The sequence below is a fragment of the Paraburkholderia bannensis genome (genome assembly GCF_014200455.1).
Classification (GTDB): domain Bacteria; phylum Pseudomonadota; class Gammaproteobacteria; order Burkholderiales; family Burkholderiaceae; genus Paraburkholderia; species Paraburkholderia bannensis_A.
Genome location: NZ_JACHBW010000003.1, coordinates 432,914 through 444,577, shown reverse-complemented (window position 1 = coordinate 444,577; position 11,664 = coordinate 432,914). Strand labels below are relative to the sequence as shown.

Genomic DNA, 11,664 nt, shown 5'->3' with positions numbered 1-11,664 from the left:
CGCCTGCGAGCCGGCTTCCCGCGCCCTTTCGATTCGCTTCCCCGTTCTGGGTCAATCGCGAAAAAACGCCCGATGCAGCATGCATGACGGCCGCGTCCTTTTCTCGTATCGCGAAAAGACGTGCGCAGAGGCTGCGCGCGGTGTTGTCGAAGCGACCCCAAGGGCAGTCGGAGGGGGGCTTCCGGGTTATAATCGCGGTCTCCCTTCGCCTGACCGTCGCCATAGCCCCGCGCGACGCATCGCCACCTTGCGACGCAACCGCGCGAGGCGAAGCCGCGATGTAACTTCGACGCAACGCCCCAGTCCATGGCCCACTTCTCGTGTTTCCCCGGTGCTTCGGCCCTTTCCGACTTCCGTCAGACCCGCCTGCTCGACACGCTCCAGCGTATCGACGCCAATATCGTCGGCGTGCATGGCCAGTTTCTGCACTTCGTCAACTCGGCCACGCCGCTCAGCGCTGAAGACAGCGCAAAGATCGAGGCGCTGATGCACTACGGCGCACCGTTCGAGGCTCCCCAGGAGCGCGGCAGCGCGGTGACCTTCATGGTGGTGCCGCGCTTTGGCACGGTGTCGCCGTGGGCCTCCAAGGCCACCGACATCGCTCATCACTGCGGCCTCGACCAGGTGCGCCGCATCGAGCGCGGCGTCGAGTACACGGTGATCCTCAAGAGCGGCCTGCTCGGCGGCAAGAAGACGCTGTCCGACGACGCACACGGGCAGGTTGCCGCCGCGCTGCACGACCGCATGACGGAAAACGTCGCGCCCTCGCGCGACGCGGCGCTGCATCTGTTCGACGAACTGCCCGCGCGCCCGATGCAGACGGTGGACGTGCTGGGCCACGGCCGTGCCGCGCTGGAAACGGCCAACGGCGAACTGGGCCTCGCGCTCGCCGACGACGAAATCGATTACCTCGTCGAGAACTTTACGAAGCTGGGCCGCAATCCGACCGACGTCGAACTGATGATGTTCGCGCAGGCCAACAGCGAACACTGCCGCCACAAGATCTTCAACGCGAGCTGGACGATCGACGGTCAGGAGCAGGATCTGTCGCTGTTCGCGATGATCCGCAATACCGAAAAGATCAGTCCCCAAGGCACCATCGTCGCGTATTCGGACAACTCGTCGATCATGGCAGGGGCGGTCGCGGAGCGCTGGTTCCCGCGCAAGAGCAACGCCGACGGCACGCCGGGCGAAAAATATGGTCGCCACACCGAACTCACGCACACGCTGATGAAGGTGGAGACGCACAACCACCCGACCGCGATCTCGCCGTTCGCCGGCGCGGCCACGGGCTCGGGCGGCGAAATCCGCGACGAAGGCGCAACGGGCCGCGGCGCGCGTCCGAAGGCGGGTCTCACGGGCTTCACGGTGTCGAACCTCGATCTGCCCGAAGCGCGTGAAACGTGGGAAAACGCCCGCGACGCCGCCGTGCCGCTCGCGCACCGCAATCCCGCCGACCAGCACGGCACCTATGGCCGTCCGGACCGCATCGCTTCGCCGCTGCAGATCATGATCGACGGGCCGCTGGGCGGCGCCGCGTTCAACAACGAATTCGGCCGTCCGAACCTGGGCGGCTACTTCCGCGTCTACGAGCAGAACGTCGCGGGCACCGTGCGCGGCTACCACAAGCCGATCATGATCGCGGGGGGCCTGGGCAACATCAGCGACCAGCACACCCACAAGCACGACCTGCCCGCAGGCTCGCTGCTGATCCAGATCGGCGGCCCCGGCATGCGCATCGGCATGGGCGGCGGCGCGGCCAGTTCGATGGCGACCGGCACCAACACCGCTGAACTCGACTTCGACTCGGTCCAGCGCGGCAACCCGGAAATCGAGCGTCGCGCGCAGGAAGTCATCAACTCGTGCTGGCAGCTTGGCGAAGGCAATCCGATCCTGTCCATTCACGACGTGGGCGCGGGCGGTCTGTCGAACGCGTTCCCGGAACTCGTCGACGGCGCAAACAAGGGCGCGCGTTTCGAGCTGCGCAAGGTCCAGCTCGAAGAATCGGGCCTGTCGCCGCGTGAAATCTGGTCGAACGAATCGCAGGAACGTTACGTTCTGGCGATCGCTCCGGCCGATCTGCCCGCCTTCGAAGCGATCTGCGCACGCGAGCGCTGCCCGTTCGCGGTCGTGGGCGTGGCGACCGAAGAGCGCGAGCTCAAGCTGATCGACACCGACGAAAAGGCGCTCGCCGCCAACGGCGGCCACCAGCCCGTCGATATGCCGATGGACATCCTGCTCGGCAAGCCGCCGCGCATGCACCGCAACGTCGAACACGTCAGCACGGCGCTCGTGCCGGTCGACGTCACGGGCATCACGCTCGACGAAGTCACGAAGAGCGTGCTGCGTCATCCGACGGTCGGCAGCAAGTCGTTCCTGATCACCATCGGCGACCGCTCGGTGGGCGGCATGAACGTGCGCGACCAGATGGTCGGCCCGTGGCAGGTGCCGGTGGCCGACTGCGCGATCACCGCGCTCGACTACGCCGGTTTCAAGGGCGAAGCGATGACGATGGGCGAGCGCACGCCGCTGGCCGTCATCAACGCGCCCGCATCGGGCCGCATGGCCGTGGGCGAGGCGATCACCAACATCGCATCGGCGCCCATCGCTTCGCTCGACAAGCTCAAGCTGTCGGCGAACTGGATGGCCGCGTGCGGCGCACCGGGCGAAGACGCCGCGCTTTACGACACCGTGAAGGCGATCGGTATGGAACTGTGCCCGGCGCTGGGCATCGGCATTCCGGTCGGCAAGGATTCGCTGTCGATGCGCACGAAATGGAACGAAGAAGGCGTCGCGAAGGAAGTGGTCGCGCCGGTTTCACTGATCATTTCCGCGTTCGCGCCGGTCGAAGACGTGCGCCGTCACCTCACGCCGCAACTGCGTCGTATCGACGAAGCGGGCGAGAGCGTGCTGATCTCGATCGACCTGGGCCGTGGCAAGAACCGCATGGGCGGCTCGATCTTCGCCCAGGTTACCCAGCAGGTTGGCGATGAGGCGCCTGACGTCGACAGCGCCGAAGACCTCAAGCAGTTCTTCAACGCGATCCAGAAGCTCAATGCGAACGAGCAGGTGCTGGCGTACCACGACCGCTCGGACGGCGGCCTGTGGGCGACGGTCTGCGAAATGGCCTTCGCGGGTCACACCGGCGTGTCGCTGAACGTGGACATGCTCACGCTCGACGGCGAGCACGGCACGGATTTCGGCGACGCCAAGGACTGGGCGAAGCAGACCAGCGGCCGCCGCGACGACCGCACGCTGCGCGCACTGTTCTCGGAAGAACTGGGCGCCGTGATCCAGGTGCCGGCAACCCAGCGCGACGCCGTGATGGCCGTGCTGCGCGAGCACAACCTGTCGGTCTGCTCACATGTGATCGGCACGCTCAACAACCGCGACGCAATCGAAATCTATCGCGACGCCAAGCGCATCTATGAAGCGCCGCGCGCCGAACTGCAGCGCGTGTGGAGCGAAGTGAGCTGGCGCATCGCGCGTTTGCGCGACAACCCGGCCTGCGCCGACGCCGAATACGACGCGCTGCTCGACGCCGCCGATCCGGGCATGCAGCCGAAGTTGACGTTCGACCCGGCCGAAGACATCGCTGCACCGTTCGTGAGCACCGGCGCGCGTCCGCGCGTGGCGATCCTGCGCGAGCAGGGCGTGAACTCGCACCTCGAAACCGCCTACGCGTTCGATCGCGCCGGTTTCGACGCGCACGACGTCCACATGAGCGACCTGCTGGAAGGCCGCGTCACGCTGGCCGATTTCGCGGGCGGGGTGGCCTGCGGCGGCTTCTCGTATGGCGATGTGCTGGGCGCGGGCGAAGGCTGGGCCAAGACGATCCGCTTCAACGCGCAGCTCGCGGACATGTTCGCGGCGTTCTTCGCGCGTCAGGACACGTTTGCACTCGGCATCTGCAATGGCTGCCAGATGCTGTCGAGCCTCTCGTCGATGATTCCAGGCGCTGAGGCCTGGCCGAAGTTCACGCGCAACAAGTCGGAGCAGTTCGAAGCGCGCTTCTCGCTCGCCGAAGTGCAAAGCTCGCCGTCGATCTTCTTCGCTGGCATGGAAGGCTCGCGCATTCCGGTGGCGGTCGCGCACGGCGAAGGTTTCGCGGACTTCTCGCAGCAGGGCGATATCTCGAAGGTCGCGGTGGCGATGCGTTACGTCGATCACCGCGGTCAGGCGACCGAAAGCTATCCGTTCAACCCGAACGGCTCGCCGCAAGGCATCACCTCGGTCACGACCGCCGATGGCCGCTTCACCGTCCTGATGCCGCACATGGAGCGCGTGCACCGCACCGTGACGATGAGCTGGCACCCGGAAAGCTGGGGCGAAGCCAGCCCGTGGCTGCGCGCGTTCCAGAACGCACGCAAGTGGGTGGGCTAAGTACTGTCGGCGTCGCCTGAGAGGGCGGCGTGAGGCTGCATCCGGAAACCCCCGTCGGGTTCGCTACAGCGGACGTGACTGGGGTTTTTCTTTGGGCGTACGGCGAATAGCGGCTTTATTCGCCGCAGAATATGCGGTGAATAAATTGCACCTGCGGAGAATACAGGCCATAATCGCCGCATGAATAGCGGCGATTATCTCTACATCTGGCAAGCTGGCGACTGGCCGCAATGGCGCTTTGACATGACGGCGCTCGCGCAGCCTCTGGCGGAGGCCAGCCGTGCCCAGGGCTTGCTGCTGGGCCGGCTGTCCGATGTCGGCATGCGCCTGCGCGATCAGGCAAGCCTCGCGGCATTGACCGAGGACGTCCTTAAGACCAGCGAAATCGAGGGCGAACGCCTGAACGTGGCGTCGGTGCGCTCATCGATCGCGCGGCGATTGGGTGTGGATATCGGCGCATTGGCGCCGGTGGACCGCCACGTGGAAGGCGTGGTCGCGATGGTGCTGGACGCAACGGCCAACAATCGCCTTCCGGTCACGCGCGAGCGGCTCTTCGGCTGGCACGCGGCGCTGTTTCCGACCGGTTACGCAGGGCTTTCGCGCATCAACGTCGCCGCGTGGCGCGACGATGCCACCGGGCCAATGCAGGTGGTGTCGGGGCCGATCGGGCGGCAGCGCGTGCATTTCGAGGCGCCTCCTGCGCCAGTGCTCGAACCGCAGTTGCAGCGCTTTCTTGAATGGCTCAACCAGCCCGCGGCGATGCCGCCGCTTATCAAGGCAGGTCTCGGGCATTTGTGGTTCGTCACCCTGCATCCGTTCGACGACGGCAACGGCCGTATCGCACGGGCGATCGGCGATCTGCTGCTCGCGCGCGCCGACGGCAGCACGCAGCGCTTCTACAGCCTGTCGGCGCAGATCCAGCGCGAGCGCGAGGCCTACTATGAAATTCTCGAATGCACGCAGAAAGGCTCGATGGACGTGACGCTGTGGCTGGCGTGGTTTCTCGATACGCTGCATCGGGCCGTCGATCAGGCGCAGCTCACCCTCGACTCGGTTCTCGTCAAAGCGCGCTTCTGGCACCGGTGGGCCGACACGCCATTCAACGAACGGCAGGCGAAATTGCTCAACAAACTGCTCGATGGTTTCGACGGCAAGCTCACGAGCGGCAAATGGGCCGCTATCGCCAAATGCTCGTCCGACACCGCGTTGCGAGACATCAACGATCTCGTCGTGCGCGGCATGTTGCGCAAGGCCGAGGGGGGCGGGCGCAGCACGAGCTATGAACTGATGCCGCCAGAATGACAAAACCCCGCGCCTTTGCAGGCCGCGGGGTTTTGGCGAAGCGTGAAGCCTGGAGCGTGAAAAAAACCGCTTACTGGATCTTCGCTTGCGCGCGCAGCTGCTTTTCGAACGCGAGCAGCTTTTCCTGCTGGAGTTGCTGGACGATCTGCGGACGCACCTGCTCAAGCGGAGGCGGAGCGATCGCGCGGATGTCGTCGACGCGGATGATGTGCCAGCCGAACTGCGTGTGCACCGGCGTGTCGGTGATCTGGCCTTTTTGCAGCGAGGTGGCCGCCGCCGCGAATTCCGGCACATAAGCCTTCGGATCCGACCAGTCGAGGTCGCCGCCGTTCTTCGCCGAACCCGGGTCCTTCGAGTACTGCTTCGCGAGGTCTTCGAAGCTTGCGCCACCCTTGATCTTCGCGATCAGGTCCTTGGCCTGCTGCTCGTCGGCGACGAGGATGTGGTGCAGGTGGTATTCCTTGCCGCCGCCTGCGCCTTGCGTGACCTTGTCGTACATCGCCTTGACTTCGGCGTCGCTCGGCTGGTTGTTCTTGAGGAAGTCCTCGATCCACGCGTGCAGGATGACCTGCTGTTGCGCCATCGCCAGTTGCGCCTTCACGTCCGGACGATTCGGGATGCCCCGGCGCGCCGCTTCCTGCATCAGCACTTCGCGGTTGATCAGTTCCTCACGCACGGCCTTTTGCAGATCCGGCGTGTCTTGCTGGCCCTGGGCCACGACCTGGGCGACGAGCGCGTTGGCGCGCGACGTCGGAATCGGCGTGCCGTTCACCACGGCGACATTCTGCGCGAAGGCGGGAGTCGCCGCACACGCAGCCAGCAACACCCAGAGACGGGTTTTCTTCAAGGTCATCGACAAATCCTGACAGAACGAATCAAAAGTGGGGCGAATCAGTGGGGCTGGTGAGGCTTGCCAGCGAGGCTCACTTCGGCGGCAGCGCCGCGGCCTCTTCGGGCGTGAGCGCCGTGATCGCGAGCGCGTGAATGCCGCGCTGCATGGCCTCGGCCAGCGCATCATACACTAAGCGATGCCTTGCCACGCGGGCTTTCCCCATGAATGCGGCCGCAACGATCGTGACATGAAAGTGACCGCCCGCGGACGCTCCGGCGTGGCCCGCGTGCAGCGCGCTGTCGTCGCGCACGACGATCGAATCGACGGGTGCAAGTGCGGCCGTGAGGCGCGTTTCGATCAGCGCGAGACGTTCCGCTGCGCTGGCGTTGAGAAATACATCGCTCATTCTTCTTCCTTCATGTGACGCGACAGCCAGAGGCTCTGGCCGACGATGAACACGACCAGGATGCCGGTCGCGCCAAACAGCTTGAAGTCGACCCACGCATCCGTGGAGAAGTGGAAGGCGACGAACAGATTGAGAATGCCGAGCAGCGCGAAGAACACCGACCACACCAGGTTCAGTTGCGTCCACACGCGCTGGGGCAAGGAGATCTGCTTGCCCATCATCGCTTCGATGAGGTTCTTGCCGAACGCCACCTGCGAGACCAGCAGGACGACCGAGAACGCCCAGTAGAGTACCGTGGGCTTCCACTTGATGAAGGTTTCGTCGTGCAGGATCAGCGTCGCGCCGCCGAACACGACGACGATGCCGAGCGACAGCCACAGCATCGGATCGACCTTGCGGTGGCGAAAGGCCACCCAGGCGATCTGCACGAGCGTCGCGACGATGGCCACGGTCGTGGCCGTGTAGATGCCCCACACCTTGAAGGCGACGAAGAACAGGATGATCGGGAACAGATCAAACAGAAATTTCATTATCGGCCTGGAGTCCGCAAAAAGAGCCCTGAAAACGGGCGCGACGCGGTGATTCGGCATGCGCTCCCTCTTTTTTCCGAGGGGGAGCGCGGGCCTGCCCGCGTTACTTGGGCTCGAATTGTAGCGCAGCCGAATTGATGCAATACCGAAGGCCCGTCGGGGCCGGACCGTCTTCGAACACATGGCCCAGATGCGCGCCGCAATTCTTGCAGCGCACTTCGATGCGCAGCATGCCGTGCGAGCGGTCGGTGCGCTCCTCGATCACTTCGCCGTCGATCGGGCGGAAGTAGCTCGGCCAGCCGCAGCCGGAGTCGAATTTGGTATCCGATTCGAACAGCTTGGTGCCGCAACAGACGCAATCGTAGATGCCGCGTTCGTGGTGGTCCCAGTACTTGCCCGTAAAGGCGCGCTCGGTGGCGGCGTGGCGCGTGACCTGGTATTGCGTAGGATCGAGCTTCGCGCGCCATTCGGCGTCGCTCTTGTGGCCGGGGTAGGCGTCGGAGTTGTGGTCGTCCTGGCTCATGGCGGGTTCCTCGGGGTGGAAGGTCGTCTATATGGGGCCGTGCTTACGAAGAACAACTGACTTCGAGCGAACTGGCCCACGAGGGCGGCAGCGCCGCGTAACTTTCGTTTTCCGGCTGCTCGTCGAACGGGCGCTTGAGCACGTTCGCGAGGCGCTCGACTTCGCCGAAGTCCTTCTGCGCCGCGCGTTCGATCGCCGTCTGCGCGAGGTGATTGCGCAGCACGAACTTCGGGTTCACGCGGTTCATCGCGGCGGCGCGGGCGGCGTCGTCGCGCGTTTCATGCGCGAGGCGGGCGCGGTAATCCATGGCCCAGGCGTCGAACGCGGGGCGATCGAGGAACAGATCGCGCACCGTGGTGTCGCCTTGCGCATCGAGCTTCGAGACGCGCGCGAGGTTGCGGAAGGTTAGCGTGAAGTCGGCGCGGTTCGTGTTCATGATGTCGAACAGGCGATTGGCGAGCTGATCGTCGCCTTCGCGCGCCTGTTCGAGGCCCAGCTTCGCGCGCATGCGCGCTTCCAGCGCGGGCGCGAAATGCGACTTGAAGCGTTCGAGCACGGCTTGCGCGTCTGCCACGCAGCGCTCGCCGCGCACTTTTTCATCGGCGATCCCGTAGTGCGCGCCGAACAGCGGCAGCAGCGCTTGCGCCAGGCAGAACAGATTCCAGTAGCCGATCTGCGGCTGCATGCGGTACGCGTAACGGCCCTGCGAATCCGAATGGTTGCAGATGTGGTTCGCGTCGAATCCGTCGATAAAACCGAACGGGCCGTAGTCGATCGTAAGGCCGAGGATCGACATGTTGTCGGTGTTCATCACGCCGTGGCAGAAACCCACGGCCTGCCATTCCACCATCAGCGCCGCCGTGCTGCGCACCGCTTCGTCGAGCAGGGCGAGATACGGATCGTCTGCTTCGCGCAGTTGCGGATAAAAGCGGCCAATCACGTGATCAGCGAGCGCGCGCAGCGCCTCCACGTTGTCGTTCGAATAGAAGTGCTCGAAGTGGCCGAAGCGCACGAAACTGGGCGACACGCGCGTGACTACCGCGGCGGTTTCCAGCTCCTCGCGGCGCACCGGCTGGTCGGAGCCGGTCACGGCGAGCGCGCGCGTGGTCGGAATGCCGAGGTGATGCATCGCTTCCGAACACAGGAATTCGCGGATCGACGAGCGCAGCACCGCACGGCCGTCGCCCATGCGCGAATAGGGCGTGCGCCCCGCGCCCTTGAGCTGCACTTCGAGGCGCTTGCCCGCGTGTTCGACTTCGCCGAGCATCAGCGCGCGGCCGTCGCCAAGCTGGCCTGCCCACACGCCGAACTGATGCCCCGAATAGACCGCCGCGTACGACATGGCGGCAGGCGAGCGCTCACGCGTGAAGTTGCCGCTGAAAAACGCGGCGAATGCCGGATCCTTCACCGCCGTCGGATCGAGGCCGAGCAGCGCCGCCGTTTCCGGCGAATAACCGACCGTGCAGGGCGCGGGCAGCGGCGCGCCGGGCAGCTTCGTGTAGAAGGTCGCGCCGAGCCCGGCAAAGCTGGCGTCGCGCGAGGCGGTCAGCGCGCGTTCGAAATCGGCGAGCGGGCCGCTGGCCGGCAGGTTCGTGGCGGTCTGGGTCACTTGGGAATCGCTGGGGGAGGAATTCGGGCCTGGTGAAAACGACATGTTGAGCGCCTGTTGAATAGCCGATATTGTAAGTCCGCGCCCGCTGGCGTGCAGGAAGCCGCCGCGAGCAAAGTAAGACATTGCCTGGAACCTGAGACACAGGCGGTCGACGACCGCAGCACACAACACAACGAGCTTTCCAGACATCCGAGTCGAGGAGACCGCCGTCCATGACCACGCCGATCAAGCCCGCCGCATCGCTCATGGGCCAGATGATGGACGTGCCGCTGCTGGTGTCGTCGCTGATCGCGCATGCGGCGCGCCATCATGGCAATACCCAGATCGTGTCGCGGCGCATCGAGGGCGATATCCATCGCTATACGTATCGCGACTGCGAGGCGCGCTCGAAGCAACTCGCGCAGGCGCTGATCGCGCTGGGCGTCGAGCCCGGCGAGCGCGTGGCGACGCTGGCCTGGAACGGTTACCGGCACATGGAGGCGTATTTCGGCGTCACGGGTTTCGGCGCGGTGTGCCACACCATCAATCCGCGCCTGTTTCCCGAGCAGATCGCCTGGATCGTCAATCACGCCGAAGATCGCTACATCCTCTTCGATACCACTTTCGCCGCGCTGGTCGATACGCTCGCGCCGCAATGTCCGCAGGTGCGCGGCTGGATCGCACTGTGCGACGAGGCGCATCTACCGGCCATGCGCACGCCGGTGCTCAGTTACGAAACGCTGCTTGCGGCGCAGGACGGCGTCTACGAATGGCCGCTGCTCGACGAGCGCAGCGCCTCGAACCTCTGCTACACCTCCGGCACCACGGGGAATCCCAAGGGCGCGCTCTATACGCATCGCTCGTCCGTGCTGCATGCGTATGCGGCCTCGCTGCCCGATTCGATCGGTTTATCCGCGCGTGACGCCTTGCTGCCCGTCGTGCCGATGTTCCACGTCAACGCCTGGGGCATTCCGCACGCCGCGCCGCTCAACGGCACCAAGCTCGTGCTGCCCGGCAAGGATCTCGACGGCAAGTCGCTCTACGAACTGATGGAAGCCGAAGGCGTGACCTGTTCGGCGGGCGTGCCGACGGTCTGGCTCGGCCTGCTCACGTATATGCGCGACGCGGGCGTGAAGTTTTCGACGCTCAATCGCACGGTGATTGGCGGCTCGGCCTGTCCGCCGGCGATGATCCGCACGTATGAGGACGACTACGGCGTGCAGGTGATTCATGCGTGGGGCATGACGGAGATGTCGCCGCTCGGCACGCTTGCCAAGCTCAACTGGGAGCAGGCGCAGAGACCGCCGCAGGCGCAGCGCGCGCTGCTGGAAAAGCAGGGGCGCGTGATCTTTGGCGTCGATATGAAAATCGTCGGCGACGATGGGCGCGAGCTGCCGTGGGACGGCGTGGCGTTCGGCGATCTGCATGTGCGCGGGCTGTGGGTCATCGACCGGTATTTTCGCCAGGAAGGCGGTACACCTCTGGTCGACGGCTGGTTCCCGACGGGCGACGTCGCCACCATCGATCCGGACGGCTTCCTGCACATCACCGACCGCAGCAAGGACGTGATCAAGTCGGGCGGCGAATGGATCAGTTCGATCGACCTGGAAAACATCGCGGTGGCGCATCCGGCGATTGCCGAGGCCGCCTGCATCGCCTGCGCGCATCCGCGCTGGACCGAGCGGCCGCTGATCGTCGCCGTTAAAAAACCGGGCGCGCAAGTCACGCGCGAAGAACTGCTGGCCTTTTTCGACGGCAAGGTCGTGAAGTGGTGGCTGCCCGACGATGTGGTCTTTGTCGACGAACTGCCGCACACGGCCACGGGCAAGCTGCAAAAGCTCAAGCTGCGCGAGCAGTTCCGCGATCACATCCTGCCGACGGCGCTGGCCGCCGCTCAGGACTGCCCGATGGACCCGCTCGATGTGCCCAGGGGCGCGGGCGGCGGCGTGGCCGATCACAGCACCTCCGCCGTGATCCGCGACTGATTTCACGCGTGAACCCTTTCTCCGGCGCGGCCTTCGGGCTGCGTTTTTTTTGCCTATTTTTCGCCAGACGCGCCGCCTCGGTACAAACCCCGACGTCCCACCACAAGAAAAA

The 11,664-nt window shown here is 65.1% G+C and carries 8 protein-coding genes; 3 read left to right on the top strand and 5 right to left on the bottom strand.

Annotated elements, in window-relative coordinates:
* Nucleotides 1-306: 306 nt before the first annotated feature.
* On the top strand, nucleotides 307-4,383 hold the full coding sequence (purL, locus tag F4827_RS07705; RefSeq protein WP_183723359.1) for a phosphoribosylformylglycinamidine synthase: 4,077 nt from the start codon (nucleotides 307-309) through the stop codon (nucleotides 4,381-4,383).
* A gap of 180 nt (nucleotides 4,384-4,563) precedes the next feature.
* A complete protein-coding gene (locus F4827_RS07700) occupies nucleotides 4,564-5,685 on the top strand; it encodes a Fic family protein (RefSeq protein WP_183723358.1) in 1,122 nt (373 codons plus the stop codon).
* A 70-nt stretch (nucleotides 5,686-5,755) separates the two neighbouring features.
* Here F4827_RS07700 and F4827_RS07695 read toward each other — a convergent pair whose 3' ends face one another.
* The 5 genes from F4827_RS07695 to F4827_RS07675 all read right to left on the bottom strand — a co-directional run bounded on the left by F4827_RS07695 (nucleotide 5,756) and on the right by F4827_RS07675 (nucleotide 9,630).
* Nucleotides 5,756-6,538 (bottom strand): peptidylprolyl isomerase, encoded by a 783-nt coding sequence (locus F4827_RS07695; protein WP_183723357.1) that lies wholly within the window; start codon nucleotides 6,536-6,538, stop codon nucleotides 5,756-5,758.
* 70 nt (nucleotides 6,539-6,608) lie between these two features.
* Nucleotides 6,609-6,923, bottom strand: a complete 315-nt coding sequence (locus tag F4827_RS07690; protein WP_183723356.1) for a BolA family transcriptional regulator — start codon at nucleotides 6,921-6,923, stop codon at nucleotides 6,609-6,611.
* Nucleotides 6,920-7,453 carry a septation protein A gene (locus tag F4827_RS07685; protein ID WP_183723355.1) on the bottom strand — a complete coding sequence of 178 codons (534 nt, stop codon included), beginning with the start codon at nucleotides 7,451-7,453 and terminating at the stop codon, nucleotides 6,920-6,922. The genes F4827_RS07690 and F4827_RS07685 overlap by 4 nt, the downstream gene beginning before the upstream one ends.
* A 103-nt stretch (nucleotides 7,454-7,556) precedes the next feature.
* Nucleotides 7,557-7,976: a peptide-methionine (R)-S-oxide reductase MsrB gene (gene msrB, locus F4827_RS07680; protein ID WP_167068040.1), complete on the bottom strand. Its 420-nt coding sequence runs from the start codon at nucleotides 7,974-7,976 to the stop codon at nucleotides 7,557-7,559.
* 43 nt (nucleotides 7,977-8,019) lie between these two features.
* The gene (locus tag F4827_RS07675) at nucleotides 8,020-9,630 is read right to left on the bottom strand and encodes a YdiU family protein (RefSeq protein WP_183723354.1); all 1,611 of its coding nucleotides are present in this window, start codon (nucleotides 9,628-9,630) and stop codon (nucleotides 8,020-8,022) included.
* A gap of 170 nt (nucleotides 9,631-9,800) precedes the next feature.
* Here F4827_RS07675 and F4827_RS07670 point away from each other — a divergent pair, with 170 nt between their 5' ends.
* Entirely contained in the window at nucleotides 9,801-11,552 is a 1,752-nt protein-coding gene (locus F4827_RS07670; RefSeq protein WP_183723353.1) for a 3-(methylthio)propionyl-CoA ligase, read from the top strand.
* Nucleotides 11,553-11,664 lie beyond the last annotated feature (112 nt).